Genomic DNA, 25,533 nt, shown 5'->3' on the forward strand with positions numbered 1-25,533 from the left:
TGGCCTATCCTGGGGGCGTGCTTGTACTGGCGATTGACACCTCCACCCCCGACCTGGTCACGGGCCTCGTCGACACGTCCACGGGTCAGGTCCATGACCGGGTGCTCCCGGGGACCCGAGCCCATAATGAGCAGCTCACTCCCGCCGTGCGGGCCCTGCTTGCCGACGCCGCCGTGGACTTCACCGACCTCGACGCCGTCGTCGTGGGCTGTGGTCCGGGCCCCTTCACCGGCCTGCGGGTCGGGATGGCCACCGCCGCCGCCTTCGGTGACGCCCTGGGCATCCCGGTCCACGGGGTGTGCTCGCTCGACGCCATCGCCCGCCGCCTGCCGGATGCGCGCAGGCTGGTGGCCACCGACGCCCGCCGCCGGGAGATCTACTGGGCCACCTACGAGGGGGAGACCCGGACGGCGGGCCCGGACGTGGTGAAACCCGCTGAGCTCACACTCCCGCACGAGGTGACGGTCATCTCCGTGCCGGCACATCTGGCGGAGCAGTTGCCGGAGGGGCTGCGGGGCGTCGATAAGCAGGACCTGTCACCGGACGCCGCCTCCCTCGTGGCGGTCGCCGACCTTGAGGCGGTGCCGGACCCGCTGGTGCCGCTGTACCTGCGCCGGCCGGACGCGAAGGAACCGAAGCCGGTGCCGAAATCACCCGCCATCCCGGAAGTGGAGCTGTAGATGGAGATCCATCGCCTGAGCTTTCAAAACGCCGCCCGCTGCGCCGAACTGGAGCAGCTGCTGTTCCCGGAGGACAACCCGTGGTCCCGGGACATCTTCGTGGTGGAGTTCGCCCAGCCGAACAACCTCTACCTGGGGGTCTTCGACGGGGATGACCTGCTGGCCTACGGCGGGATCTCCCAGCTGGGCCCGCGGCACGACCCGGAGTTCGAGATCCACACCATCGGCGTCGACCCTGACCACCGGCGCCGCGGACTCGGCCGCCTGCTCATGCAGCAGCTGCTCGCGGTGGTCGACAGCACGGGCGGGGAGGCCTTCCTCGAGGTGCGCACCGACAACGAGGCGGCCATCGCCCTCTACGAGGGGCTCGATTTCGAGCGGATCGGGGAACGGAAGAACTACTACCAGCCCTCGGGGGCTGATGCGTACACCATGAAGCGACCCGCGAGGAGTGAGCAATGATTGTCCTGGGTGTGGAGAGCAGCTGCGATGAGACCGGTGTCGGGCTCGTTGAACTCGCTGACGACGGCACCGTGAGGATCCTGGCCGATAAGGTGGCCTCCTCAATGCAGGAGCACGCCCGCTTCGGCGGCGTGGTCCCGGAGATCGCCTCGCGCGCCCATCTCGAGCAGATGGGCCCGGTGATGCGGGCGGCACTGGCGGAGGCGGGAATCGACAAGCCCGATGCCGTGGCCGCCACCGTCGGCCCCGGTCTGGCCGGTGCCCTCCTGGTCGGGGCCTCCGCCGCCAAGGCCTACGCAGCGGCCTGGGGAGTGCCCTTCTACGGCGTCAACCACCTCGGCGGGCATGTCGCGGTGGCGAACCTGGAGGGGGAGACCCTGCCGCACTCGGTGGCGCTGCTCGTCTCCGGCGGGCACACGCAGCTGCTGGAGGTCGAGGCCGTGGGCCGGCCCATGCGTGAGCTCGGCTCCACGCTTGATGACGCCGCCGGCGAGGCCTACGACAAGGTCGCCCGCCTGCTGGGCCTGGGGTATCCGGGTGGGCCGGTCATCGACCGTCTCGCCAGACGCGGTGACCGGGCTGCGATCGCCTTCCCCCGCGGGCTGATGAAGAAATCCGATTCCCGCCACGACTTCTCCTTCTCCGGACTCAAGACCGCCGTCGCCCGCTACGTGGAGGCCGCCGAACGCGAGGAGCGGGTCATCTCCGTGGAGGACGTGTGCGCCTCCTTCCAGGAGGCCGTCTGCGATGTCCTCACCGTCAAGGCCGTGCGTGCCTGCCAGGACGTCGGCGCGAAGGTGCTGCTGTTGGGCGGGGGAGTGGCGGCGAATTCCCGGCTCCGGGAACTGGCGCAGGAGCGCTGCGTGGCCGTCGGCATCGAGCTGCGCGTGCCACGGTTCTCCCTGTGCACCGACAACGGCGTCATGATCGCGGCGCTGGCCGCCCAGCTCATTCATGAGGGGGCCGGGCCCAGCGAACTGACCGTGGGCACCGATCCCTCCCTGGAGGTGGAGGTCCCGCTCCTCGGGGCCTGAACCGGTTCCGCCTGTTCGCCGAGCGAAGTCCCCCGGAGGCGGTTACGGTGACGTGGAACTTTCACTTCCGACTGGAGAAGGACGCTTCATGATCACCGGTTTCCTCGTCAACCCCGACCTGTCCCACCGCGTCATCGAATTCGAGCTCGACCAGGCCGCCCAGTTCCTCGGCGGTGTCGACCAGGACCGCGTGGCGGTCTCCTTCCAGGAGGACGGTTCCGACTACGCCGCCCTGTTCAACCCCACCGCCAGGACGCATGCCGCTGAGCCGAACCCGGTGGCCTCCCTGGCCCGTTCCGCAGCGGCGACCGGCGACCCGGCCTTCCTCGCCGATCCGACCACGGCGATCTCGGGGCCGGTCATCTTCGTCGGCGCCGAGGGCGGGGACATCGGCCTGGACGAGATCCGCCGGATCAAGGACGGTATGCGTGCGGTGCGCAACTACCGGGAGGACAACGAGGGGGACTACCGCCTGTGGCGGGCGGCCGTCCTCAACCTGGGGCAGCTCCGCATCGACTAGATCAGATCTGGCAGAAGTGAATGTTGAGCGCTGGCACTCGCGAGGGTAGAGTGCCAGTAGGTTGTTTCACCCACAGTTGTTCACCCGCGACGACGACTGTGCTGGACCACAACCGGCACACTCAACTCACTCAACTTTCACGGAGGAATATCGTGGCAAACGTCAACATCAAGCCGCTCGAGGACAAGGTCCTGGTCCAGATCGTCGAGGCCGAGACCACCACCGCTTCCGGCCTGGTCATCCCGGACTCCGCCAAGGAGAAGCCGCAGGAGGCCACCGTCATCGCCGTGGGCCCGGGCCGCATGGACGAGGACGGGGACCGCATTCCGGTGGATGTCAAGGAGGGTGACACCGTCATCTTCTCCAAGTACGGCGGCACCGAGCTGAAGTACGACGGCGAGGAGTACCTGCTGCTCTCCGCACGTGACCTGCTCGCCATCGTCGAGAAGTAGTCGGGGGTAACACAGCCCTATGGCTAAGCTCATCGCATTCGACCAGGAGGCCCGCGAGGGCATCCAGCGCGGCGTGGACACCCTCGCCGACGCAGTGAAGGTCACGCTCGGCCCCAAGGGCCGCAACGTCGTCCTGGACAAGGCCTTCGGTGGCCCGCTGGTCACCAACGACGGTGTCACCATCGCCCGCGACATCGACGTCGAGGACCCCTTCGAGAACCTGGGTGCCCAGCTGGTCAAGTCCGTGGCCATCCAGACCAACGACGCCGCCGGTGACGGCACCACCACCGCGACCCTGCTCGCCCAGGCGCTCATCGCCGAGGGGCTGCGCAACGTCGCAGCCGGTGCCAACCCCGTCGAGCTCAACCGTGGCATCGCCGCCGCGGCAGAGAAGACCGGCGAGCTGCTCAAGGCACGCGCGACCGAGGTATCCTCCTCCGCGGAGATCGCCAACGTCGCCACCGTCTCCTCCCGCGACGAGGTCGTCGGCGAGATGGTCGCCGGCGCCATGGACAAGGTCGGCAAGGACGGTGTCCTCACCGTCGAGGAGTCCCAGTCCATCGAATCGTCCCTGGACGTGACCGAGGGCATCTCCTTTGACAAGGGATTCCTCTCGCCTTATTTCATCACCGACGTCGACGCCCAGCAGGCCGTGCTGGAAGACGCCCAGGTGCTGCTGATCCGCAACAAGATCACCTCCCTGCCGGACTTCCTGCCGGTCCTGGAGAAGGTCGTCGAGTCCGGCAGGCCGGTGCTCATCATCGCCGAGGACATCGAGGGCGAGCCGCTGCAGACCCTCGTGGTCAACTCCATCCGCAAGACCCTGCGCGTCGTCGCCGTGAAGTCCCCGTACTTCGGCGAGCGCCGCAAGGCCTTCATGGATGACCTGGCCGTGGTCACCGCCGCCACCGTGGTCGACCCCGAGGTCGGTGTCAACCTCAACGAGGCCGGCCCGGAGGTCTTCGGTTCGGCGCGCCGCATCACCGTGACCAAGGACGACACCGTCATCGTCGACGGTGCCGGCACTCCGGAGGAGGTCGAGGCGCGCCGCGAGCAGATCCGCCGCGAGATCGCCAACACCGATTCCTCCTGGGACCGGGAGAAGGCGGAGGAGCGTCTGGCCAAGCTGTCCGGCGGTGTCGCCGTCATCCGCGTCGGCGCCGCCACCGAGACCGAGGTCAATGAGCGCAAGCTGCGCGTCGAGGACGCCATCAACGCGGCCCGTGCGGCCGTGCAGGAGGGTGTCATCGCCGGCGGCGGTTCCGCGCTCGTCCAGATCGCCGAGGAGCTCAAGGCATACGCTGAGGAGTTCGAGGGCGAGCAGAAGACCGGCGTGCTGGCCGTCGCCCGCGCACTGGTGAAGCCCTGCCACTGGATCGCCGAGAACGCCGGAGTGGACGGTGCCGTCGTCGTGGCACGTACCGCCGAGCGTGCCGACGGTGAAGGCTTCAACGCTGCCACCATGGAGTACGGCAACCTACTGGAGCAGGGCATCATCGACCCCGTGAAGGTCACCCACAGCGCAGTGGTCAACGCTGCGTCCGTGGCCCGCATGATCCTCACCACTGAGGCCTCCGTGGTCACCAAGCCGGAGGAGCCGGAGGCTGCTGCAGCCCACGGCCATCATCACCACCACTAGGTGAGACGGCATGAGGCCCGGTCCGGAACCTGCAGGTTCCGGACCGGGCCTCAGTTTTTCTCCCGCCCCGCCGGTCAGGCGTTGACGGGGGAGGAGGCTGCCTTGGCTGCCACCCGGGTCTTCCGGCCGCCGCGGTTGCGCAGCACGCTCATGCGCTCGGACTCGGACAGTCCACCCCAGATGCCGTAGGGCTCAGCGACCTTGAGGGCGTGCTCCCGGCAGGTGGCGATGACGGGGCAGGCGTGGCAGATGGCCTTGGCGCGGTTCTCACGCTGGGAGCGGGCCCGGCCACGCTCGCCGTCCGGGTGGTAGAACACATCCGACTCCTCGCCCCGGCAGGTGCCGTGGAGCTGCCAATCCCAGAAATCGGCGTTGGGGCCCGGAAGCAGGTGCGGCTGTGACATGTGCTCTTCTCCTCAGATAAAGAAGGGTTAGACTCTGGTGACGGGGCGCCCCGCGGATCATGTGGGTCGCTCCGATGCATGGAGGAGTCTGGCTGCCAACTGTGAACAGTTGGTGTCCTGAATGTGGCCGTCTGATGACCCGGGATTGACCGTCCGGGAAAGCACCGCTCTGACCTGCGCAAACAGTGAAGGTTAAGTGATTGTGAATTCTTGGGGCCCCGTGAAGAGGGGCTGAGCGGCGGAAACGGAGATTCACTTCTGTGGCGGACGAGGTATTCTGGTCCCGCCCGGTTGCCGATTTCCGGGCGATCCGGAGGATACAGACGTGAGTGATACCGACGCTGAGCTGGCAGACCTTGTGCCACTGGCCGTGGACGGCGACCGCCGCGCCCTCCAGCGCATCATGGCCATCGTCCACCCCAGGGTCCTGCGCTACGCCCGCGCACGCGTCGGAGGCGGACGTACCCCCACCCCCGAGGACATCGCCCAGGAGATCTGCCTGGCCGTGGCGACGTCGATAGGCAATTACGTGGACAAGGGCCGGCCCTTCATGGCCTTCGTCTACGGCATCGCCTTCAACAAGGTGGCCGACGCCCACCGCTCCATGGGGCGCGACCAGTCGCACCCCACCGACGACGTCCCCGACACCGGAACCGACAGGGACTCCCCCGAGGATCACGCCCTCACCGCCGACGGAAGTAACAGAGTGAGGGCGCTTCTCGATTCATTAAGTGAGAAAGCCCGCAACATTGTCATCCTGCGCGTTTTCGTCGGCCTCTCGGCCGAGGAAACCGCGGAGATCGTGGGCAGCACTCCCGGCGCAGTGCGTGTGGCGCAGCACCGGGCGTTGAACTCGTTGCGCAAGAACCTGGACGCCCAGCAGGGGATCCAGGCACCGGAGAATCGAGGAGTGAAGTGATGAAGCGTCGTCAGAAGGACGCCAGCGTCGGTGATGTCACGAGCCAGCTGCAGCCGCTGGTGGATGATGACGCCTTCCTCACCGAGCTCTCCCGCGGTGTGGACCCCTCGGACGGCACCGATGAACTCGCCGCGCTCTTCCTTGAGTTGCGCGATGACGTGGAGAAGCAGATGCCGCCCGCCCCGCTCATCGAGGGGGCGGACAAGGAACCGGAGGTCGTCTCCCTGGCTTCACGACGCCGCGGGAGACAGGGTCGCCCCTTCCTCTCCGGCATCATCGGCGCCGCCGCGGCCACCCTCGTCATCGCCGGCTCGGGTTCGCTGCTCTACAACGCCACCCCGGACTCCCCTCTGTGGGGTCTGTCCAGCACACTGTTCAGCGACCGGGCCACTGTCGTGGAACTGGCCGGCGCGCTCGAGGAGATCGACTCCCGGGCGGCTGAGGGGGACATGGACGGCACCCGCGCGCTGCTGGAGGAGGCCCGCCGCCTGCTGGCCGACGCCACGGTCGAGCGCCAGGCACCCCAGCAGGCACCGCGCGTGACCACCACGACCGTGATCCCACCCGTGGAACCTGCACCCCCCGTCACCCGGGAACCGGCCACCGAGACCGTGACCGAGACCAGCGTCCAGACCGAGACCGCCACCGTCACGGTGACACAGACCCCGCCGCCGGTGCGTCCGAACCCGCTGCCCATCCCGGTTGAACCGGCCCCGGCGCCCGCGCCGACGAACCCGACCACCCCAGTCCCGGATCCCGGATCCCCGGACCCGGGTGATCAGGACCCGGCCCCGACCCTGGCCCCGCCGCAGATCCAGAATCCTTAGACGCGGAGAGCCCGTGAGATCAGCGGGCGTTCAGCCCGTCGAGGAAACCGGCGGCGTAGTCCCAGGGGACGTAAGCGGTGACATCGGGTTCCACGGAGGGCTCGTGCACGGGCGCGAGGTCCCCGGCGAGGGTGGCTGCCATGTTGGCGGCCATGATGTCCCAGTCGTAGTAATGGAAGTCATCGCAGTCCTCGCAGAGGAAGAAGATACCGAGGATCCCCCGCGGTGCGAGTTCCTTCCGGAATCTGGCCACCAGGGCCAGGTCCTGGGTGATGCCTGCGCGCTCCTCGTCGGACAGCGGCGGAGCGGGCTCGTCGGGGTCCAGGAAGGACGCCGGATCGTTCGGATCGTCGGCGAACGGGTCGAGCGGCATCTGGGAGTTGTAGTTCACACCGGCCACACTATTGTGGACCGGCCTCATGGGCAATTCCCCGCCGCTAACAACCTCAGGGAGAAAGGCACTACAGTGTAGTCATCGCGGAAGCCGCACAGTGTAAGAAGGAGCAGCAATTCATGACCGATCAGCGCGTGTCCACCGGGGGAGACGATCCGAACAAGGTGGCCCTGCTGGGCCTGACCTTCGATGATGTCCTCCTCCTGCCGGCCGAATCCAATATCGTCCCCAGCGAGGTGGACACCTCCACCCAGCTCACCCGCAACCTGCGCCTGGGTGCCCCCGTCATCTCGGCGGCGATGGACACCGTCACCGAGGCGCGCATGGCCGTCGCCATGGCCCGTCAGGGTGGCATGGGTGTGCTGCACCGCAATCTCTCCGCGGAGGAGCAGGCGGAGCAGGTGGAGATCGTCAAGCGTTCCGAATCCGGCATGGTCACTGACCCGGTCACCTGTACCCCGGACATGACCATCGGTGAGGTGGACGCCCTGTGCGCACGCTTCCGTATCTCCGGTCTCCCGGTTGTCGACGAGAACGGCATCCTCGTCGGTATCTGCACCAACCGCGACATGCGCTTCGAGCGGAACATCCACCGCCGTGTCTCCGAGGTCATGACCCCCATGCCGCTGGTCGTCGCCCCGGAGGGTGTCACCAAGGATGAGGCTCTCAAGCTGCTCTCCCAGCACAAGGTGGAGAAGCTGCCGATCGTCGACGAGGCCGGCAAGCTGGTCGGTCTGATCACGGTCAAGGACTTCGTCAAGACCGAACAGCACCCGAACTCCTCCAAGGACTCCTCCGGCCGCCTGCTGGTCGCCGCGGGCATCGGTACCGGTGAGGACTCCTGGGACCGTGCCGGCAAGCTCGTTGAGGCCGGCGTCGACGTCCTCGTCGTCGACTCCGCCCACGCCCACAACAACCGCGTACTCGAGATGGTCTCCCGGGTGAAGCGGGACTTCGGCGACCGCATCGACGTCATCGGCGGCAACCTGGCCACCCGCAGCGCCGCGAAGGCCATGATCGACGCCGGCGCGGATGCCATCAAGGTGGGCATCGGCCCGGGCTCCATCTGCACCACCCGCGTCGTCGCCGGCGTCGGTGCCCCGCAGATCACCGCCATCATGGAGGCCGCCGTCCCGGCCCGCCAGGCGGGTGTCCCGATCATCGCCGACGGTGGCATGCAGTTCTCCGGTGACATCGCCAAGGCTCTGGCCGCCGGCGCCTCCACCGTCATGCTCGGCTCCATGCTGGCCGGCACCACCGAGTCCCCCGGCGACATCGTCGTGGTCAACGGCAAGCAGTACAAGCGTTACCGCGGCATGGGTTCCATGGGGGCCATGCAGGGTCGCGGCCTGAGCGGTGAGAAGCGTTCCTACTCCAAGGACCGCTACTTCCAGGCCGACGTCAAGAGCGAGGACAAGCTCGTGCCGGAAGGCATTGAGGGCCGCGTGCCGTTCCGCGGCTCCATCGAGGCCATCACCCACCAGCTGGTCGGTGGACTGCGCGCCTCCATGGGCTACACCGGTTCCGCCACCATCCCGGAGCTGCAGACGAAGCAGTTCGTGCAGATCACCTCCGCCGGCCTGAAGGAATCGCACCCGCACCACATCCAGCAGACCGTCGAGGCACCGAACTACCACTAGTTCCTCCCGCCTGAGACAGCAGACCGCCCGCGCCGAGCCTGGTGCGGGCGGTCTGCTCTTTGCCCACCGACCCCCAGGCTGTCGGCCGGGGTGTCAGGGGTGCGGTAGAGTTGACCTCCGAAATCACCCGCGAGGATCGGAGCAGTACATGCGCGACTACGTCGAGATCGGTGTGGGCCGGGAGGCCCGCCGTACCTACAGCCTGGAGGACATCTCCATCGTCCCCTCCCGGCGCACCCGTTCCTCCAAGGACGTCGACACCACGTGGAACATCGACGCCTACACCTTCGACATCCCCGTCATGTCGCATCCCACGGATGCCCTGGCCAGCCCGGAGTTCGTCATCGAGATGTACCGCCAGGGCGGCCTGGGCGTCATCAATGCCGAGGGACTCTGGGGCCGCCACGCGGATCTCGACGCCGCCGTCGACCGGGTCATCAGTGCCGTCACCGGGGGGGACGCCTTCGACGGCGGTGCTGCCGCGATCGCCGCGCTGCAGGAGCTGCACTCCGCCCCGATCGACGATGACCTGCTGGCCGAGCGCATCGGCGAGGTCCGGGCCTCGGGAGCCACCGTCGCGGTGCGCGTCAGTCCGCAGCGGGCCCGCGAGCTCGCCCCGAAGGTGATCCAGGCCGGCGCGGAGCTGCTGGTCATCCAGGGCACGATGATCTCCGCGGAGCACGTCGCCGAGGGCGGTGAGCCGCTGAACCTCAAGGAGTTCATCGGTTCCCTCGAGGTGCCGGTCATCGCCGGCGGCGTCGCCGATTACACCACTGCGCTGCACCTCATGCGCACCGGCGCGGCGGGTGTCATCGTCGGCGGCGGCCCCAACACCAACCAGCTCGCGCTGGGCATCGAGGTCCCCATGGCGACCGCCATCGCCGACGTCGCCGCGGCCCGCCGCGAGTACCTCGACGAAACCGGTGGCCGCTACGTCCACATCATCGCCGACGGGGAGATCGAGAATTCCGGTGACGTGGCCAAGGCCATCGCCTGCGGCGCCGACGCTGTGATGCTGGGTACTCCGCTGGCCACCGCCACGGAGGCCGCCGGCCGCGGCACCTTCTGGCCGGCCGTTGCCGCGCACCCGCGTTTTCCCCGCGGCATCGTCCAGGACCTGCGTTCCCTGTTGGATGACACCGCCACCCTGGAGACCGTCCTCAACGGCCCCTCGACCGACCCCTTCGGCTATCAGAACATCGTCGGTGGTCTGCGCCGCGCGATGGCCAAGTGCGGCTACACCGACCTGAAGAGCTTCCAGAAGGTCGGCCTGGCGGTCAATCTCTAGTTCTGCCGCAGCCGGGCCTCAATGCCGTCGAGGATGACCTCGAGGCCGAACTCGAAGATGGCCCGGTGGCTGGTGATGGACGAGTAGGCGGTACCCACCGCCTGTCCCACCCGGCCGGAGATCGGGAACTCATCGGCCGGCATGACCTCCGCGAGGATGGGTCCGTGGACGTTCCACCATTCCAGGTCGGTGATTCCGGAACCTTCCGCCAGCTGCCGGGCCGTGATGGCGTTGGCGGCGTTGGCCGCCGCGTGTGATTCGATCAGCGAGATCGCGTGGTCCATGGCGATGTCGTCGAGACCACAGCCCTCGACTGCCGCCAGCTCCCACTCGTAGCGCGCCGAGATGCCCGGCCCGATCCAGGGTCTGTGGCTCCGGCTCTGCAGCAGCCACGGGTGCCGGTGGTATTCCTCCCAGAGCAGTTGCGCGAGGGTGCGCAGCCGCTCCCGCAGTTCCCCCGCGTGTCCCGGCAGCGGTGTGCGCCCGACGACCTGGTCGATCATCAGGCCGATCAGTTCGCCGCGGCCGGGGACGTAGGTGTAGAGCGATGTGGCGGAGGTGCCCAGCTCCTCGGCGAGCCGGCGCATGGAGAACGTCTCCAGCCCCTCCCGGTCCGCCAGGGCGATGGCGGCGTCGATGACCTGGTCCAGGCTCAGCTTCTTCCGGGGTCCGCGGGCCCCCTCCTCCTCGCCCAGCCGGTGGCGCCACAGCAGGCGCAGCATGCGGGTGGGATCTCCGGTCTTCTCTTTCTCGGACGACATATTGACAGTTTAGTCCGAACGGCGTACGTTGAATCCCCCAAACTCCGTACACTGTTAATAGTTAGGTGGCGTGATGACATCACCGACAACCCGAGCCCCGGCCATCCGCGCCCGGGGAGTGGTGAAGAATTTCGGGGGCACACGTGCCCTCGACGGCCTCGACCTCGAGGTCAGGGCGGGCTCCGTACACGGTCTCCTCGGGCCCAACGGTGCCGGGAAATCCACTGTCGTGGGCGTGCTGGCCACCCTGCTGGCCCCCGATGCCGGTACCGCTGAGGTGGCGGGCGTCGATGTGCGCCGCGGACGGGAGTTGCGCCGCCATATCGGACTGGTCGGCCAGCACTCGGCCGTCGACGAGATCCTCGGCGGCCGCCAGAACCTCGTCATGTTCGGTCGGCTCTCCGGACTGCGTAAGGCTGCCGCACAGCGCCGCGCCGAGGAGCTTCTCCATACCTTCGACCTGGTCGAGGCCGCAGCAAGGCCCGTGGCCACGTATTCCGGTGGTATGCGCCGCCGCCTCGACATTGCCGCCGGACTCATCCTCGAACCCGACGTGCTCTTCCTCGACGAACCCACCACCGGCCTCGATCCCCGTGGCCGCATCGACGTGTGGAACCTCATCACCGGTATCGCCGCCCGCGGCACCACCGTCCTGCTGACCACCCAACACCTTGAGGAGGCCGACCAGCTGGCCGACCGTATCTCCATCATGAAGGCCGGGCGGATCATCGCCGAGGACACCCCGGCTGCACTCAAAAGCCAGCACGGCGGCGACCGCGTGGAGATCACCGTCCCCCGCGACCTGGACCGGCTCCCCGGTGCTTTCATGATTACGGACGAGGATGCGGGCGTCGTCACGTACCCGGCCCCGGGCGGGGCCCGCGACCTCATCGAGGTGGTCCGGCTTCTCGACGCCGCCGGCATCACCCCCGAGGACATCTCCCTGCGCCGCCCCACACTCGACGAGGTATTCCTCGCCCTGACCGAGAAGGAGGAGGCATGACCATCATCAGAAACGGATGGGTCCTGACGCTGCGTGAACTGGCCCACTGGGCCCGCCAGCCCTGGACCCCGGTCTTCAACCTGCTGTTCACCATCATGCTGCTGCTGATGTTCGCCTTCATCTTCGGCGGTTCCATCCAGCTGCCCGGCGGCGGGGACTACATCCAGTTCCTCCTGCCCGGCATGATGGCCCTGGCGATGATGTTCGGTGTGGAATCCACCACCCTGGCCATGGCCACTGATGCCCGCAGGGGCATCACCGACCGCTTCCGCTCCCTGCCCATCGGCGACGCGGCCGTCTCCCTCGGCCGGGTCGGTGCCGACCTGATCAGCTCGGCAGTGGAACTGCTCATCCTCGTGGTCGGCGGGCTGCTGCTCGGCTGGCGTATCACCGGCTCCCTGCCGGCCGCGGCCCTGGCCGTCGCGCTGCTGCTCTGGCTGCGCTTCGCCGTGCTGTGGATCGGGATATTCCTGGCCCTGACCATCGGCCGCAATGAGGGTGCCACGATGATGGTGCAGGTGCTCGTGTGGCCCGTCGGCTTCCTGTCGAACGTCTTCGTCTCCCCGGAGTTCATGCCCTCCTGGCTGGGCGCGGTGGCGGCGTGGAACCCGGTCTCGGCCACCGCGACGGCCGTACGCGAACTCTTTGCCAACCCCACCGGCGTGACCTCCGGGTGGCTGGCCGAACACGCGGTCACCGCAGCCATGATCTGGCCTGCTGTCCTGGTGGCGGTCTTCCTGCCGCTGTCCGCCAGGGCCTGGCGGCGGCTGCGGAAATAGGGTGTTGACTTTGCGGCGGACAGGCGTAATTTCCTCGGTGTGACCACCCATTCCGGTGCCGTCCGCCGGGACCTGTTCGCCGCAGCTCCGAAGAAGACGGAACGGACCTACCCCTGGTGGAAGGTCATGTGCCTGTCAGGCGTGGACTACTTCTCCACGCTCGGTTACCAGCCCGGCATCGCGATTCTCGCGGCCGGTGCCCTGGCACCTGTCGCCACTGTCGTTCTCGTCCTGGTGACCCTGTTCGGTGCGGTACCCGTCTACCGGAAGGTCGCCGGGCACTCCCCGCACGGACTGGGGTCGATCGCCCTCATGGAGCGCCTGGTCAGCGGGTGGGCGGGCAAACTCCTGGTGTTGCTTCTGCTCGGTTTCGCCATGACCGACTTCATGATCACCATCACCCTGTCCTCGGCGGATGCCGCCACCCACATCCTCCACTCCACCGAATCCCCACTGCTCATCCCCGTCACCCTGGGTCTCATCCTGGCCCTGGCCGCTGTATTCTTCCGCGGCTTCCGGGAGGCGGTCGGGGTGGCGGTGGTCCTCGTGGCAGCCTACCTCTCCCTGTCTGCGGTGGTCATCGGCGTGGGCCTGCGGCAGCTGGTGACCGGCCCCGGGCACGTCACCGACTGGTGGCACGGACTGCTGGCCCAGCAGTCGAACCCCTGGCTGCTGCTGGCCCTGGCGGTGATCGTCTTCCCGAAACTCGCCCTCGGCCTCTCCGGCTTCGAGACCGGTGTTTCCGTCATGCCCCTGATCCGGGCCACCGACCTGGCCACACGGATCCGCGACGCCCGCCGACTGCTGCTGACCAGCGCCCTGATCATGTGCACCTTCCTCATCACCTCCTCGGTTGTGGTGGCCATGCTCATCCCGGCGGCGGAGTTCGGCCCCGGTGGCACCGCCGATGGCCGCGCGCTGGCCTGGCTGGCGCATGAGTATCTGGGACAGTGGTTCGGCACCGTCTACGACTGGGTGACCGTGGGCATCCTCTGGTTCGCAGGGGCCTCCGCCATGGCCGGCCTGCTCGCCCTCCTGCCGCGCTACCTGCCCCGCTTCGGCATGGCCCCCGAGTGGGCTCGCCGCTCCCGGCCCATGGTGACGGTACTCACCGTCATCGCCGTGCTCATCACCCTCGCCTTCGGGGCGAGCGTCGACGCCCAGTCCGGCGCCTACGCCACCGGCGTGCTGGTGGTGCTCGTCTCCGGGGCGGTGGGCGTCACCCTGCTCAGCCACGGTCGGGAGCGGATCCTCGCCGCCGTGACCACCGCAGTGCTCTCCGCGACACTGGCGGCGAACATCATCGAGCGCCCTGACGGTGTCCGGGTGGCCGCCTTCTTCATCATCGGGGTGACGGCCACCTCGATCATCTCGCGGGCCTGGCGTTCCTTCGAACTCCGCGACGTCGGTGTCATCTTCGATCCGGCAGCCGAGCACATCCTCGCAGCCCATACGACGGGTACCCGGCTCGCGCTCGTCCCGGCTGCCCCGGGTGGGGATCTCGCACTGAAGTCGCGGCGCATCCGCCAGTCCAACCACCTGCAGGATGAATCGCTGCTCATCCTGGAGATCGAGGTGGCTGACCCGTCGGTGTTCGCGGAGAAGCTCCGGGTCCGGGGCACCTCCCACGACGAACTCTCGGTGCTGAATGTGAGTGCCGCCAGCGTCCCCAATGCTGTGGCCGTGATCGCCCTGGAGATCCGCGATCTCACCGGGGTCACCCCCGACATCTACTTCGAATGGGCGCCCGGCAACCCGCTGCGTGACATGCTGCGTTTCCTGGCGCTCGGTCGAGGGCAGAACGCCACCGTGACCCGGGAGATCCTGCGCAGACACATCCCGGAGGAGCGGGACCGGCCCACCATCCACGTCAGTTAGGACTGGGGGAGCGGCGTAGTAGGATCGAAGCCGTGACTTCCGTAACCCCCCGCCCCGTCCTCGTCGTGGATTTCGGCGCACAGTACGCCCAGCTCATCGCACGGCGCGTACGTGAGGCACGAATCTACTCCGAGGTTATTCCGCACACCGCCACGATCGAGGAGATCCGGGCCAAGAACCCGGCCGCTCTGATCCTCTCGGGCGGTCCTTCTTCTGTTTACGCTGATGAGGCGCCCAGGCTGGACCCGGAGGTCCTGGAGCTGGGCCTGCCGGTCTTCGGCATCTGCTACGGCTTCCAGGCGATGACCCGCGCACTCGGCGGCACCGTCGCCGAGACCGGTGCACGCGAATATGGCCGCACCGACCTCGAGGTCGTCAGTGACGGTGGCGTGCTCCACGATGCGCTGGCCGCCTCCCACAAGGTGTGGATGAGCCACGGCGACGCCGTGACCGAGGCCCCCGAGGGCTTCACCGTCACCGCCTCCTCCGAGGGTGCGCCCGTCGCTGCCTTCGAGAACGTGGAGAAGCGTTTCGCCGGTGTGCAGTACCACCCGGAGGTCCTGCACTCCCCGCACGGCCAGCAGGTCCTCACCCGCTTCCTCACTCAGATCGCCGGCCTCGAACCGACCTGGACCGCGGCGAACATCGCCCAGCAGCTCATCGAGGCTGTCCGGGAACAGATCGGCCCCGAGGGCCACGCCATCTGCGGACTGTCCGGCGGCGTGGACTCCGCCGTGGCCGCCGCTCTGGTGCAGCGCGCCATCGGTGACCGTCTGACCTGTGTCTTCGTCGACCACGGACTGCTGCGCTCCGGTGAGCGCGAGCAGGTGGAGACCGACTTCGTCGCCGCCACCGGTGCCCGCCTGGTCACCGTCGACGAGCGCCAGGCCTTCCTGGACAAGCTGGCCGGCATCAGCGAGCCGGAGACCAAGCGCAAGGCCATCGGCGCCGAGTTCATCCGCTCCTTCGAACGCGCCGTCGCCGGTGTGCTGGAGGGCGAGCAGGTCGACTACCTCGTCCAGGGCACCCTGTACCCGGATGTTGTCGAGTCCGGCGGCGGCAGCGGCACCGCCAACATCAAGAGCCACCACAACGTCGGCGGCCTGCCGGATGATGTCGAGTTCGAGCTCGTGGAGCCGCTGCGCCTGCTGTTCAAGGATGAGGTCCGTGCCGTCGGCCGTGAACTGGGTCTGCCGGAGGTCATCGTCAACCGCCAGCCCTTCCCGGGCCCGGGCCTGGGCATCCGCATCATCGGTGAGGTCACCGAGGAGCGCCTGGAGATCCTACGCGCCGCCGACCTCATCGCCCGCACCGAGCTGACCGCCGCCGGCCTGGACGACCAGATCTGGCAGTGCCCGGTCGTCCTGCTCGCCGACGTCCGCTCCGTCGGTGTCCAGGGTGACGGCCGCACCTACGGCCACCCGATCGTGCTGCGCCCGGTCACCTCCGAGGACGCGATGACCGCCGACTGGGTCCGCATCCCCTACGAGGTGCTGGAGCGCATCTCCACCCGGATCACCAACGAGGTCAAGGACGTCAACCGTGTCGTTCTCGATGTGACCTCCAAGCCGCCGGGAACCATCGAGTGGGAGTAGAACTCCGGCTCTGAGAAGATGCGGTGGCCAGCCTTCAGGGTTGGTCACCGCATCTGCTTTTCCGGGGAGCCTGTCGACGCCCTGCGCGAAACTTTTTTGAGCCATCCGCCGGGCAGTGTCCCCCTGCGGCACTAAACTCCGACGGGTTGGTTCCATCAGCAGGTTGCGCTGATGGAGGAAGGCGTCCGGAACCGGGGATTCGGCAGGAGGATCCGTGGGGCTCTGGACTTCAGCGGGGATGAAAGGGTCGATCTCGACGATGTCGTCTCCGTGTCGTCGACCATGCGTTGGAGTCCAGCAACATGGAGGAGCTGGGACTTGGCCTCGAGAGCATCATCAGGCTGGCCGAATCATCGCCTTTTCGGGATCTGGCTTCCATCGATGCGACGGCGGTAGCCCTCGGTGACCCGGATCATGAGTGGGACTTCTGACGGGATTTTCTACCCGTCCTTCTTCTTGTCCACCATCCCGGAGGAGATGAAGGCCCGGTAGTCATCGAGTGAGAGCTCGGCGTAGCCGTTGGACCACTCAAGAATGGCACGGCGGATGCGTTTGCCTCCGCCGATGAAGCTGACCACCTTCCGGGCATTTACGGATTGAGCGTGTGCCCGGGCGAGCACGGCCCCGCAGGCGATGGCGTAACCGTTGAAGGCAGTGTCGCTCAGTTCCGGGATCTCCACGCTGCCCTTCATATCGTGGTATTGCCTCACGTAGAAGGAGCGGCCGCGGGAGGACTGCAGGAATCCGAGGAAAGGGTCGGAGTAGGCCTGCAGGATGCGCTGCAGCCCCACCACCCGGGCACCCTCTCCGACGGCCTCCGTGCTCTCCGTGAGCACCCCGGGCTGGGGGATGCCGCCGTATTCCTCCAGGGTGCTGCGCATCGCCTCCTTGACCTGGAGGATGATCACTCCGCCGTCGGCGTCGCGGAGCAGCACGAGAAAACAGCGGGTGCCCACACTGCCCACCCCGACGACCCGGCGCACGATGTCCTCCAGCGTGTAGTGGGCGAGGACCATGCGGATGTCCGCCTTCGCTGAACGCAGGTACTGCTGGTAGTTGTCCGCCACGTTGAGCTCGACCTCGTCAGCGACGTGGGTCATCACGGGTGGGTCCTCGATGAAGCGGCGTCTCCCGTCAGTGGTTTCCTCGGTCAGGCGCCGGGCAGCGCGCGCACTGGTGCGTTTGCGGGCGTCCTCGGCGGCCTGCTCCAGCACCCGGCGGGACTCCTTGCCCAGGTGCCGGCGGGCCATCTCCTGGTTGAAGTGCGAGTAGTAGCGCTCCAGGGGGCTGTGCTGATCGGAGGTTCTCAGGGAGGCGACGTAGGCCCTTATGGTGTCCGCGGCGGCGGTCTGCACCACCTTCTCAGATCGGTCGGTGTCGCGCCCGCCGATGATGACGCTGGTGACCAGCCGCTTGAGGTCCCAATCCCAGGGTGCCCAGGCGGATTCGTCGAAGTCGTTGAGGTCGAAGGCCTGGGTGCGTTGCGGCGTGGCGTAGAAGCCGAAGTTGCTCAGGTGGGCGTCCCCGCTGGAGACGACCGGAATCCCGCTGTGGGGATCCCTGGCCTGGTCCGCGGCCATGAGCGCTGCGGTACCGCGGTAGAAGGTGAAGGGACTCTGCGCCATCCGGGCCATCCGCAGGGGGATGAGCCACTGTTCCCGGGTGGTGTTCTGCCTGTGCAGGATGCCCAGGGGATCGCGTCCGGTGGTGGTGAGCGACGCCAGCTCACCGCGTGTGACCGTCATACCCCCTGAGTCTATTGCTTCTCGACGCCCCCGGGATCACAACTCAGTCTCGGGCTGCGGCCTCGTTCACCCGCACCGGGCCGATCCCTCCTTCGACATGCAGGTTCAGGGTGGCGCCGGTAGCGTCCCCGTTGTAGGTTCCCGGGGTGCAGGTGGATTCGCCGATGCCTTCGCCGCAGGTCAGGTCCACAGGGACGGCGTCGGGGAGGAAGACGTTGACCGGACCGATGCCTCCGTCGACGGTGGTGGTGCGGGCCTCGCCCAGGGCGGACAGGCCGCGCAGGTCGACAACCAGATCCCCGATGCCGCCGGAGTAGATGTCCTGGAGCTCCGTCTCGGCGGTGGGGGCGAACTGGCGGGGTTGGGCGACGTCCTCGAAGTCATCCCGGAAGGTGACACCGATGATGCCGGCAGCGATGGTGGCCGCCCCCATGGTGCCGATCAGGCCGAGAGCGACCCAGGGCCAGATCCGCGGCTTACGGGTGGCGGGCTGCGGGGCGGGGCCAGGTTCGGGCAGATCCCAGGCAAAAGGGGCGGTGCCCAGCGGATCCCAGGCGGGTGGACTCACTCGGCCCGGGGGCACGTCGGTACCCTCGGCGGGCAGGTAGGCGGAGAGGTCGACGGGCTCGGGCATGGTGCGGGCGGGGGCGTCGGCAAGCAGACCCGCCGGGGGCTGCGGGGTGCGCTGGTGCAGGGCCCACCACGCCGTCAGCAGCACGAGGATCGCCAGGACACCGGTGGAGGCCAGCGTGCCCCCGGAGGTGAAGATGCCGGAGGTGAGGATGAAGAAGATGATCAGCCACCAGCCGGTGGAGCGTTCCTTCAGCTCAGGTGCGCTGAACTGCTCCTTGCGCCGGGAGACGGCCTGCGCGGGGGAGACCGCCATGCCGTAGCGGGGCATGGCCATCCAGGCGAGCAGGTAGGCCGGGAGCCCACCGCCGAGGGTGAACAGGGAGACGACGAACAGAACGCGGACGATGGTCGGGTCGATCTGGTAGCGCACGCCGATGCCCTCGCAGACGCCGGCGATCTTCGCGTTGCCGCCCTGCTCGGAAGGGATGCGGGGCGGGCGGGTGTCCCACATCTGCCGGACTGTGTCGCTGAAGGAGCTCTGGGTGGTCATGGCTTCATTGTCGGTGGCAGGAGGGGAATCCGGTATCGGGATCCACCCTGAATTCCGGGAATCAGGGTCTGCCCCGATGTGGTCAGGGTGGGTTCTCTGGGAGGATCAGGGGCATGAACACCACCCCCTCCCCGGTCCCGTACGGGCCGGAGCGCTCCACCCCGGGTCCGTATCCGACGTACCTGCGCCCCGCCTCCCGGCGGGTGGTCGCCGGTGTCGCCGGCGGCCTGGCGGTGCACCTGGGAGTGGACGTGTTCTATGTGCGACTGGCCTTCATCGTGGGATCCTTCCTCTCCGGGCTGGGTGTGGCGGTCTACGCCGGGTTGTGGATGTTCTCCAAGGCCTCCGACACGGTGGAGCTGCCCATCAGGGAACGCGAGCTGTCGAGGTCGGTGTACCTGCTCCTGGCTCTGATCGGTGGGGTGGGTTTCGTCGTCTCCGCCAGTCTCGTCTCCGGCCTGCCCGGCGCAGCACTCATGCCGCTGCTGGTCGCGGGTGTGGGTGCGGTGCTGGCCTGGCAGGCCTATGACCGGGGACTGGGCACGGGACGCAGCCACCTGAGCATCCTCGGCGGTGCGGTGCTCATGCTGGCGGGCATCGTGGTGACGGTCATCTACTCGGAGCGCTCCAGCGGATTCGCCGCGGCGATCCTCGCGGTGGTGCTCACCCTGGCCGGGGCCGCGGCCCTGGGTGTGCCGCTGGTGATGCGCCTGTGGGATTCCCTGGCGGAGGAACGCGCCGCCAAGGCGGCCAGCGAGGAACGCGCGGAGATCGCCTCCCGTCTGCATGATTCGGTGCTGCAGACCCTGGCGCTGATCCAGAAGCGCTCCGATGACCCGGCCGAGGTGGTCCGGCTGGCCCGGGGCCAGGAACGGGAGCTGCGGCAATGGCTCTTCGACGCCGATGAGAAGACCAGCCAGACCGTCTTCGCCGCGGTGGAGACCGCCTGCGGGGAAGTCGAGGACCTCTTCGGCATCCGCATCGCCCCCGTCACCGTCGGCGAGGACCGGGAACTGACGGAGGAGACCAAGGCCGTGGTGCTCGCGGCGCGGGAGGCGATGGTCAATGCGGCGAAGCACGCGGGCGTCGACAAGCTCGATGTCTACGCGGAGATCCTCGCCGGAGAGCTGGGCATCTTCGTCCGCGACCGGGGCAGCGGTTTCGATCTGAAGGGGATCCCCGTCGACCGCCACGGCATCCGCGAGTCCATCGAGGGGCGCATGGAGCGTATCGGCGGGCAGGCGCGCATCCGTTCCACTGCGGGGGAGGGCACTGAGGTCTCCGTGACCTACCGACTGCCGGTATCCTGAGCGGCATGGTGAAGGTGTTCCTCGTCGACGATCATTCCGTCTTCCGCTCCGGTGTCCGCGCCGAACTGGCCGGCCACGTCGACATCGTCGGTGACGCCGGCACCGTCGCCGAGGCCATCGCGGGTATCGACGCCGCGCGTCCTGACGTCGTCCTCCTCGACGTCCACATGCCCGACGGTGGTGGCGTCGCCGTGCTCAAGGGCGTGGACGTGGACACCACCTTCCTGGCGCTGAGCGTCTCCGATGCGGCGGAGGACGTCATCTCCGTCATCCGTGCCGGGGCCCGCGGCTATGTGACCAAGAACATCTCCGGCCCCGAACTGGCCGAGGCCATCGAGCGCGTCCACTCCGGGGACGCCTACTTCTCCCCGCGGCTGGCGGGCTTCGTGCTCGACGCCTTCGCCGGCGGGGAAGTGGTCGAGGATCCGGCGGAGGAACCCCGCAAGATCGACGACCCCGTGGTCGACGCCCTCACCCGCCGCGAGCTGGAGGTATTACGGCTGCTGGCCCGGGGCTACACCTACCGGGAGATCGGCAAGGAGCTGTTCATCTCCGTCAAGACGGTGGAGACCCACGCCTCCAACATCCTGCGCAAGACCCAGCAGTCCAACCGCCACGCGTTGACCCGCTGGGCACATTCCCGGGACCTGGACTAGATGCGCGACTACACCTTCCAACCCGGTCGGGTGGTCATCGCCGCCCTGATCTTCACGGCCATCGTCATCTGGCAGGCCGATCTCGGTGGGGTCTGGTGGGTGCCGGCCTTCATCCTCATCGCGGTGGTCTTCGCCGGCATGCACGCCTTCTACAACTGGGCGAACACCCGGCTCAACGAGATGGGCAGACGCGTCCGCGAGGCAGAGGATAACCTGTAGGACTGGTGGGGTAGGCCCTGCGTCCCGGCGGGTCAGGCGTAGGCCAGTGCCCGGGTGCCGTCGATGTGCGGGAACACCCAGAACATCCAGCCAAAAACCGCCAACCACACCAGGCCCGTGCCCCAGACAGGCAATGGGGCGAGAACCGGCACGATCATGAGCGCCAACCACACGAAGAACAGGGGCAGCACCTGCCCTGGGCGGGGGCGGATGGCGGCATTCTCCCGTTCAAGAAAGGCCTTGATCTCCCGCCGGTAGGGGTGACTGAACATCAGCAGCAGTCCAGCGGCGATCGCGACGACCATGATTCCCACCTGCACGCCCCGCGCCAGGCCGGTGGACAGCACCGCCACGCCGAGACCGATGAGCAGTGAGGTGCCCGCCCGCACCAGGGGCGGGGTGGGGATGGGGGTCTGTCGCGAGCGCATGTCGGAGTAGGCGTTCATGCGGGTTAACGGTACCAGTGGCGGATCGGGGCCAGTTGCCGCTGGCCGTCAGGGGTGCAGGACGTCCATGACCAGACGGTGCGGTTCGTGGAGGACCTCTACCGTGTAGGGCTGCTTCTCCTCCAGGCAGACCACGAACTGCGAGTGGCCCTCGAAGGTGCCCGCCGAGATGACCTGGGTGATGTTGCCGGCGCCCGGGACTGTACCGATCTGCGGGTCCTCCCGGTTGAGCTCGAAGGGGTAGGCGGTGCCGTCGATGTTGACGTTGAGGGCGGCATTGCCCTCGAAGGGGATGGCGGTTCCGGATCCCTGCTGGGCAGGGGTGGTGGTGTAGTCGATGAACCAACCCGGCTCACCGTCGCCGACCAGATCGAATACCACGCGGTCGAAACCCTCGTGGCTGGCCACCCGCACCGACTCGACCATCAGGTGGGCGGGGGCGTCCGGACGGGCGGTCTTGCGGGCGACATCCGCCTCCTTCAGGGAGAGCACGCCGGTCTCGCCGAGGGTGGCGGCCTGCAGGGCGCCGGCCGTCGCCGTGGGATTTCCCGGTGATTCCGTACTGATGCCGCTGCTGCAGGCGGCGAGACCGAGGGCCCCGGTCGCCAGGATGGCGGCCAGGGCAGTGCGACGCGGCGAGGGCCGGTGGAACAACCCCAGGGAATCAGTCATGCAGAACACCGTAACCACCCGGCCCGTAGGGGGCGAAGCTATCAATCGATTTCGGGAGGATCGTGAACAAATCGTTGTAAACAACAGCCAAGAAGTACATGAGGACCGTCTTTGAATGTGTTGAGTATCACTTATCTAGGGAATTGTGATCTCGGCATCCCGCCCCGTGGGATGGGCGCGGGCGTGGGGTCGCTAGGCTGGATCCATGAACCCTGCTGAACCTGTCCGCTGCTCCGACGTGGCCGGTGAACCTCTGCCCGGCTCCGCGAAGCGGCAGCGCGTCTACGTCATCCTGGAATGGGTCAACGGCTGGAGCCGCGACATCCTCGACGGCGGTGTCTTCGGTGAGGATCTCACGGCGCAGCTGAAGGCGAAACTCGGCGACGAGGCCGGGCTGCAGCTCATCCGCCGACCCGGCCCCGACGGTCGCCACATCGACCGGCACCACCTCTACCTCGTGTTCGCGGAGCAGGCGACAACTGAACTGCTCATGGTCGACGGCCCCGAGGCCATCCTCGATCTCGACCTGGGTGGACCGGGCCGCAACGGCGCCGAGCTGGTGGAGGAGCCGCTCGTCCTGGTGTGCACCCACGGTAAACGGGACGTGTGCTGCGCGCTCAAGGGGCGCCCCCTGGCGGCGGCGCTGTATGAACGCCATCCGGGCAACATCGTCTGGGAGACCTCCCACACCAAGGGGCACCGCTTCGCGCCCTCCCTGCTGCTCATGCCCTGGGGTTACAGCTACGGCCGCCTCAACGAGGAGGCCGGGGACCAGCTCGTCCGGTCCGCCTGCCGCGGGGAGTACTTCTACCCGGGCAACCGCGGCCGGGGGACGCACAGCCCGCGTGGCCAGGTCGCCGAGCTGGCGGTGGCCCGTGAACTGCACACGGGTGCGGACCCGTTGTTCTACGGCAACCTGATGGTGCTCGATGAGACGGACGATGATGTTCTCGTGGTCCATGCCGACAGCCGTTCCTGGCATGTGGCCGTGGAGCAGCGCGAGGTGGAGGGTGTGATCTCCTCCTGCGGGGACGCACCGAAGGCCGGTCGGGTGTGGGTGGCCACCAACATTGTCCCCAACCAGGCCGACGTGGACCTGGGGGAGCGCGACTAGCTCCTCACAGGTCCTCCACCAACCGGAGGAACTCCTCCGCGTAGCCGACCCGGCGACGCAGTTTCTGCAGGCGGGTGGCCGCCTCATCCCGGACCAGGGCGATGGTCTCCCGCGCTCCGGGGGCATCGGGGTGGTCCACCGCGTCGAGGAAACCCCGCATCTCCTCCAGGGTGAACTCCAGGGGCTTCATCCGGCGGATGAGCATGATGCGCTCGATGTCGTCGCCGCTGTAGAGGCGGAAACCCCCCGGCGTGTACCCGGAGGGACTGACGACGCCCACCTCGTCGTAGTGACGCAGCGTCCGGACCGACAGCCCCGTGCGTTCAGCGACCTCGCCGATCCTCAGTCCGGAGTCCTCCACCTGTGCATTCCCCTGTCGGTCGATTTGGGCGGGCGGCAAACCTCCCGTTACGGTAGGTTTTCGTTTACATCAATATTACCTGGTCCCCGAAAGAGCAATTCCGCCTTGTCCAACACCGGTATCGTCGCCTCCTTCCGACACGCCTTCTCATCCCCTGCGCGCCTGCGCATGGAGGTCCTCGGCGGCCTCGTCGTCGCTCTGGCGCTCATCCCCGAGGCGATCTCCTTCTCCGTCCTCGCGGGCGTCGACCCGCGCGTCGGGCTCTTCGCCTCGGTGACCATGGCGGTGACCATCGCCTTCACCGGTGGCCGTCCCGCCATGATCAGTGCCGCCACAGGTGCGGTCGCCCTGGTCATCGCCCCGGTCATGCGTGACCACGGCTTCGAGTACTTCATCGCCACCGTCATCCTCGCCGGAATCATCCAGATCGCCATGGCCGCCCTCGGCGTGGCCAAACTCATGCGCTTCATCCCGCGTTCGGTGATGACCGGCTTCGTCAACGCCCTGGGCATCCTCATCTTCGCCGCCCAGCTGCCCTATCTGTGGGACGTGCCCTGGCTGGTCTACCCGCTGTTCGCCGCCGGCATCGCGATCATGCTGTTCTTCCCGCGGATCACCTCCGTCATCCCCGCGCCGCTGGTGACCATCGTGGTCCTCACCGCGCTGGTCGTGGCCGCCGGATGGGTGGTGCCCAACGTCTCCGACATGGGCGAGCTGCCCAGCTCCCTGCCGGAGTTCTTCCTCCCGGCGGTGCCGCTGAACCTGGAGACCCTCCAGATCATCGGCCCCTACGCCTTCGCCATGGCCCTGGTCGGCCTGATGGAGTCGCTGATGACCGCCAAGCTCGTCGACGACATCACCGACGTCCACTCCGACAAGACCCGCGAGAGCTGGGGCCAGGGGGTGGCCAACATCGTCACCGGCTTCTTCGGCGGCATGGGCGGTTGCGCCATGATCGGCCAGACCCTCATCAACGTCCGCCAGTCCGGTGCCCGCACCCGCCTGTCCACCCTGCTGGCGGGCGTGTTCCTGCTCATCTTCGTGGTCGCCCTCGGTGACCTCGTCGGACTGATCCCGATGGCCGCCCTGGTGGCGATCATGGTGCTCGTCTCCCTGGGCACCATCGACTGGCACTCCCTCAAGCCACGCACCCTGCGCCTGATGCCGCTCAGTGAGACCGCGGTCATGCTGGTCACCGTGGCGGGTACCCTGGCCACCAACAACCTCGCGGTCGGTGTCATCCTCGGTGTGCTCACCGCGATGATCATGTTCGCCCGCCGGGTGGCACACATGGTCCGCATCGAGAAGGTCTCTGAACTCGACGTCGACGATGACGGGCAGATCGACATCCGCACCTACCGGGTCACCGGCCAGCTGTTCTGGGCCTCCTCCAACGATCTGGTGTACCAGTTCGACTACAACGACACCGCCAGTCACATCGTCATCGACCTCTCCGGCGCGGAAGTCTGGGACGCCTCCACCGTGGCCACCCTCGATGCCGTGCAGCAGAAATTCCAGGCCCGCGGCAAGATCGTCGACATCATCGGCCTTGACGGGCAGAGCAAATACCGGGTGGACAAGCTCTCCGGCAAGCTCGGGGACTGAACTGCCC

27 protein-coding genes are annotated in these 25,533 nt (G+C 67.7%); 19 read left to right on the plus strand and 8 right to left on the minus strand.

What is annotated here, in order from left to right:
- The first annotated feature begins 17 nt into the window (after nucleotides 1-17).
- The 6 genes from tsaB (at nucleotide 18) to groL (ending at nucleotide 4,787) form a co-directional block, all read left to right on the plus strand.
- Nucleotides 18-680: a tRNA (adenosine(37)-N6)-threonylcarbamoyltransferase complex dimerization subunit type 1 TsaB gene (gene tsaB / locus NYP18_RS02555; RefSeq protein ID WP_259426524.1), complete on the plus strand. Its 663-nt coding sequence runs from the start codon at nucleotides 18-20 to the stop codon at nucleotides 678-680.
- A complete protein-coding gene (rimI, locus tag NYP18_RS02560; RefSeq protein ID WP_259426525.1) occupies nucleotides 681-1,142 on the plus strand; it encodes a ribosomal protein S18-alanine N-acetyltransferase in 462 nt (153 codons plus the stop codon).
- Nucleotides 1,139-2,176 carry a tRNA (adenosine(37)-N6)-threonylcarbamoyltransferase complex transferase subunit TsaD gene (gene tsaD / locus NYP18_RS02565; RefSeq protein ID WP_259426526.1) on the plus strand — a complete coding sequence of 346 codons (1,038 nt, stop codon included), beginning with the start codon at nucleotides 1,139-1,141 and terminating at the stop codon, nucleotides 2,174-2,176. The genes rimI and tsaD overlap by 4 nt, the downstream gene beginning before the upstream one ends.
- Before the next feature lie 88 nt (nucleotides 2,177-2,264).
- Entirely contained in the window at nucleotides 2,265-2,696 is a 432-nt protein-coding gene (locus tag NYP18_RS02570) for a hypothetical protein (RefSeq protein ID WP_259426527.1), read from the plus strand.
- 152 nt (nucleotides 2,697-2,848) lie between these two features.
- Entirely contained in the window at nucleotides 2,849-3,148 is a 300-nt protein-coding gene (gene groES / locus NYP18_RS02575) for a co-chaperone GroES (RefSeq protein WP_259426528.1), read from the plus strand.
- 19 nt (nucleotides 3,149-3,167) lie between these two features.
- Complete coding sequence (gene groL / locus NYP18_RS02580) at nucleotides 3,168-4,787, plus strand: chaperonin GroEL (protein WP_259426530.1); 1,620 nt, start codon at nucleotides 3,168-3,170, stop codon at nucleotides 4,785-4,787.
- A gap of 74 nt (nucleotides 4,788-4,861) precedes the next feature.
- Here the strand turns inward: groL and NYP18_RS02585 are convergent, their stop codons facing one another.
- On the minus strand, nucleotides 4,862-5,191 hold the full coding sequence (locus tag NYP18_RS02585; protein ID WP_259426531.1) for a WhiB family transcriptional regulator: 330 nt from the start codon (nucleotides 5,189-5,191) through the stop codon (nucleotides 4,862-4,864).
- Between the two features lie 325 nt (nucleotides 5,192-5,516).
- On the opposite strand from NYP18_RS02585, the gene NYP18_RS02590 reads away from it, so the two are divergent.
- Both NYP18_RS02590 and NYP18_RS02595 read left to right on the plus strand, forming a co-directional pair.
- Entirely contained in the window at nucleotides 5,517-6,110 is a 594-nt protein-coding gene (locus tag NYP18_RS02590) for a sigma-70 family RNA polymerase sigma factor (RefSeq protein WP_259426533.1), read from the plus strand.
- Complete coding sequence (locus tag NYP18_RS02595; protein ID WP_259426534.1) at nucleotides 6,110-6,937, plus strand: hypothetical protein; 828 nt, start codon at nucleotides 6,110-6,112, stop codon at nucleotides 6,935-6,937. Before NYP18_RS02590 ends, NYP18_RS02595 begins: the two co-directional genes overlap by 1 nt.
- Before the next feature lie 19 nt (nucleotides 6,938-6,956).
- On the opposite strand, the gene NYP18_RS02600 is transcribed toward NYP18_RS02595, so the two are convergent.
- A complete protein-coding gene (locus NYP18_RS02600) occupies nucleotides 6,957-7,328 on the minus strand; it encodes a DUF5319 domain-containing protein (protein ID WP_259426535.1) in 372 nt (123 codons plus the stop codon).
- 122 nt (nucleotides 7,329-7,450) lie between these two features.
- Between NYP18_RS02600 and guaB the strand changes: the two genes are divergently transcribed.
- Both guaB and NYP18_RS02610 read left to right on the plus strand, forming a co-directional pair.
- The gene (guaB, locus tag NYP18_RS02605) at nucleotides 7,451-8,971 is read left to right on the plus strand and encodes an IMP dehydrogenase (protein WP_259426536.1); all 1,521 of its coding nucleotides are present in this window, start codon (nucleotides 7,451-7,453) and stop codon (nucleotides 8,969-8,971) included.
- Nucleotides 8,972-9,119: 148 nt separating this feature from the next.
- On the plus strand, nucleotides 9,120-10,259 hold the full coding sequence (locus NYP18_RS02610) for a GuaB3 family IMP dehydrogenase-related protein (protein ID WP_259426538.1): 1,140 nt from the start codon (nucleotides 9,120-9,122) through the stop codon (nucleotides 10,257-10,259).
- Here the strand turns inward: NYP18_RS02610 and NYP18_RS02615 are convergent.
- Complete coding sequence (locus NYP18_RS02615; RefSeq protein WP_259426539.1) at nucleotides 10,256-11,020, minus strand: TetR/AcrR family transcriptional regulator; 765 nt, start codon at nucleotides 11,018-11,020, stop codon at nucleotides 10,256-10,258. The genes NYP18_RS02610 and NYP18_RS02615 overlap by 4 nt on opposite strands.
- 73 nt (nucleotides 11,021-11,093) lie before the next feature.
- On the opposite strand from NYP18_RS02615, the gene NYP18_RS02620 reads away from it, so the two are divergent.
- The 4 genes from NYP18_RS02620 to guaA all read left to right on the plus strand — a co-directional run bounded on the left by NYP18_RS02620 (nucleotide 11,094) and on the right by guaA (nucleotide 16,275).
- Nucleotides 11,094-12,023, plus strand: a complete 930-nt coding sequence (locus tag NYP18_RS02620; RefSeq protein WP_259426542.1) for an ATP-binding cassette domain-containing protein — start codon at nucleotides 11,094-11,096, stop codon at nucleotides 12,021-12,023.
- Entirely contained in the window at nucleotides 12,020-12,802 is a 783-nt protein-coding gene (locus tag NYP18_RS02625) for an ABC transporter permease (protein ID WP_259426544.1), read from the plus strand. The genes NYP18_RS02620 and NYP18_RS02625 overlap by 4 nt, the downstream gene beginning before the upstream one ends.
- A 126-nt stretch (nucleotides 12,803-12,928) precedes the next feature.
- On the plus strand, nucleotides 12,929-14,680 hold the full coding sequence (locus NYP18_RS02630; RefSeq protein WP_259426764.1) for an APC family permease: 1,752 nt from the start codon (nucleotides 12,929-12,931) through the stop codon (nucleotides 14,678-14,680).
- A 32-nt stretch (nucleotides 14,681-14,712) separates the two neighbouring features.
- On the plus strand, nucleotides 14,713-16,275 hold the full coding sequence (guaA, locus tag NYP18_RS02635; RefSeq protein WP_259426548.1) for a glutamine-hydrolyzing GMP synthase: 1,563 nt from the start codon (nucleotides 14,713-14,715) through the stop codon (nucleotides 16,273-16,275).
- 440 nt (nucleotides 16,276-16,715) lie between these two features.
- Here the strand turns inward: guaA and NYP18_RS02640 are convergent, their stop codons facing one another.
- Both NYP18_RS02640 and NYP18_RS02645 read right to left on the minus strand, forming a co-directional pair.
- Entirely contained in the window at nucleotides 16,716-18,020 is a 1,305-nt protein-coding gene (locus NYP18_RS02640) for a DUF2252 domain-containing protein (RefSeq protein WP_259426549.1), read from the minus strand.
- A 43-nt stretch (nucleotides 18,021-18,063) separates the two neighbouring features.
- Nucleotides 18,064-19,143 (minus strand): PspC domain-containing protein, encoded by a 1,080-nt coding sequence (locus NYP18_RS02645; protein ID WP_259426551.1) that lies wholly within the window; start codon nucleotides 19,141-19,143, stop codon nucleotides 18,064-18,066.
- Nucleotides 19,144-19,256: 113 nt separating this feature from the next.
- On the opposite strand from NYP18_RS02645, the gene NYP18_RS02650 reads away from it, so the two are divergent.
- The 3 genes from NYP18_RS02650 to NYP18_RS02660 are packed head-to-tail and all read left to right on the plus strand — an operon-like array spanning nucleotide 19,257 to nucleotide 21,328.
- Nucleotides 19,257-20,453: an ATP-binding protein gene (locus NYP18_RS02650; protein ID WP_259426555.1), complete on the plus strand. Its 1,197-nt coding sequence runs from the start codon at nucleotides 19,257-19,259 to the stop codon at nucleotides 20,451-20,453.
- Nucleotides 20,454-20,458: 5 nt separating this feature from the next.
- A complete protein-coding gene (locus NYP18_RS02655; protein WP_259426556.1) occupies nucleotides 20,459-21,109 on the plus strand; it encodes a response regulator in 651 nt (216 codons plus the stop codon).
- Complete coding sequence (locus NYP18_RS02660; RefSeq protein ID WP_259426557.1) at nucleotides 21,110-21,328, plus strand: hypothetical protein; 219 nt, start codon at nucleotides 21,110-21,112, stop codon at nucleotides 21,326-21,328.
- 32 nt (nucleotides 21,329-21,360) lie between these two features.
- Here NYP18_RS02660 and NYP18_RS02665 read toward each other — a convergent pair whose 3' ends face one another.
- Together NYP18_RS02665 and NYP18_RS02670 are read right to left on the minus strand one after the other, a co-directional pair.
- Nucleotides 21,361-21,774 (minus strand): hypothetical protein, encoded by a 414-nt coding sequence (locus NYP18_RS02665; protein ID WP_259426558.1) that lies wholly within the window; start codon nucleotides 21,772-21,774, stop codon nucleotides 21,361-21,363.
- 48 nt (nucleotides 21,775-21,822) lie between these two features.
- On the minus strand, nucleotides 21,823-22,446 hold the full coding sequence (locus tag NYP18_RS02670) for an AMIN-like domain-containing (lipo)protein (RefSeq protein WP_259426560.1): 624 nt from the start codon (nucleotides 22,444-22,446) through the stop codon (nucleotides 21,823-21,825).
- Nucleotides 22,447-22,651: 205 nt separating this feature from the next.
- On the opposite strand from NYP18_RS02670, the gene NYP18_RS02675 reads away from it, so the two are divergent.
- The gene (locus NYP18_RS02675) at nucleotides 22,652-23,560 is read left to right on the plus strand and encodes a ferredoxin family protein (RefSeq protein ID WP_259426561.1); all 909 of its coding nucleotides are present in this window, start codon (nucleotides 22,652-22,654) and stop codon (nucleotides 23,558-23,560) included.
- A 4-nt stretch (nucleotides 23,561-23,564) separates the two neighbouring features.
- Here NYP18_RS02675 and NYP18_RS02680 read toward each other — a convergent pair whose 3' ends face one another.
- A complete protein-coding gene (locus NYP18_RS02680; protein WP_259426563.1) occupies nucleotides 23,565-23,921 on the minus strand; it encodes a MerR family transcriptional regulator in 357 nt (118 codons plus the stop codon).
- A gap of 105 nt (nucleotides 23,922-24,026) precedes the next feature.
- On the opposite strand from NYP18_RS02680, the gene NYP18_RS02685 reads away from it, so the two are divergent.
- Complete coding sequence (locus NYP18_RS02685) at nucleotides 24,027-25,526, plus strand: SulP family inorganic anion transporter (RefSeq protein WP_259426565.1); 1,500 nt, start codon at nucleotides 24,027-24,029, stop codon at nucleotides 25,524-25,526.
- The last annotated feature ends 7 nt before the right edge of the window (nucleotides 25,527-25,533 follow it).

This window comes from Corynebacterium lemuris (assembly GCF_024919295.1).
Taxonomy (GTDB): Bacteria; Actinomycetota; Actinomycetes; order Mycobacteriales; family Mycobacteriaceae; genus Corynebacterium; species Corynebacterium lemuris.

Bases quoted from the DNA above. Each gene is read 5' to 3' on its own strand.
- NYP18_RS02570 (WP_259426527.1), top strand. From the start codon at position 2,265: ATGATCACCGGTTTCCTCGTCAACCCCGACCTGTCCCACCGCGTCATC.
- NYP18_RS02645 (WP_259426551.1), bottom strand. From the start codon at position 19,143: ATGACCACCCAGAGCTCCTTCAGCGACACAGTCCGGCAGATGTGGGAC.
- groL (WP_259426530.1), top strand. From the start codon at position 3,168: ATGGCTAAGCTCATCGCATTCGACCAGGAGGCCCGCGAGGGCATCCAG.
- NYP18_RS02630 (WP_259426764.1), top strand. From the start codon at position 12,929: ATGTGCCTGTCAGGCGTGGACTACTTCTCCACGCTCGGTTACCAGCCC.
- NYP18_RS02610 (WP_259426538.1), top strand. From the start codon at position 9,120: ATGCGCGACTACGTCGAGATCGGTGTGGGCCGGGAGGCCCGCCGTACC.
- NYP18_RS02650 (WP_259426555.1), top strand. From the start codon at position 19,257: ATGAACACCACCCCCTCCCCGGTCCCGTACGGGCCGGAGCGCTCCACC.
- NYP18_RS02675 (WP_259426561.1), top strand. From the start codon at position 22,652: ATGAACCCTGCTGAACCTGTCCGCTGCTCCGACGTGGCCGGTGAACCT.
- NYP18_RS02660 (WP_259426557.1), top strand. From the start codon at position 21,110: ATGCGCGACTACACCTTCCAACCCGGTCGGGTGGTCATCGCCGCCCTG.
- guaB (WP_259426536.1), top strand. From the start codon at position 7,451: ATGACCGATCAGCGCGTGTCCACCGGGGGAGACGATCCGAACAAGGTG.
- NYP18_RS02620 (WP_259426542.1), top strand. From the start codon at position 11,094: ATGACATCACCGACAACCCGAGCCCCGGCCATCCGCGCCCGGGGAGTG.
- tsaD (WP_259426526.1), top strand. From the start codon at position 1,139: ATGATTGTCCTGGGTGTGGAGAGCAGCTGCGATGAGACCGGTGTCGGG.
- NYP18_RS02625 (WP_259426544.1), top strand. From the start codon at position 12,020: ATGACCATCATCAGAAACGGATGGGTCCTGACGCTGCGTGAACTGGCC.
- NYP18_RS02585 (WP_259426531.1), bottom strand. From the start codon at position 5,191: ATGTCACAGCCGCACCTGCTTCCGGGCCCCAACGCCGATTTCTGGGAT.
- NYP18_RS02655 (WP_259426556.1), top strand. From the start codon at position 20,459: ATGGTGAAGGTGTTCCTCGTCGACGATCATTCCGTCTTCCGCTCCGGT.
- NYP18_RS02670 (WP_259426560.1), bottom strand. From the start codon at position 22,446: ATGACTGATTCCCTGGGGTTGTTCCACCGGCCCTCGCCGCGTCGCACT.
- rimI (WP_259426525.1), top strand. From the start codon at position 681: ATGGAGATCCATCGCCTGAGCTTTCAAAACGCCGCCCGCTGCGCCGAA.
- NYP18_RS02615 (WP_259426539.1), bottom strand. From the start codon at position 11,020: ATGTCGTCCGAGAAAGAGAAGACCGGAGATCCCACCCGCATGCTGCGC.
- NYP18_RS02640 (WP_259426549.1), bottom strand. From the start codon at position 18,020: ATGACGGTCACACGCGGTGAGCTGGCGTCGCTCACCACCACCGGACGC.
- NYP18_RS02665 (WP_259426558.1), bottom strand. From the start codon at position 21,774: ATGAACGCCTACTCCGACATGCGCTCGCGACAGACCCCCATCCCCACC.
- NYP18_RS02595 (WP_259426534.1), top strand. From the start codon at position 6,110: ATGAAGCGTCGTCAGAAGGACGCCAGCGTCGGTGATGTCACGAGCCAG.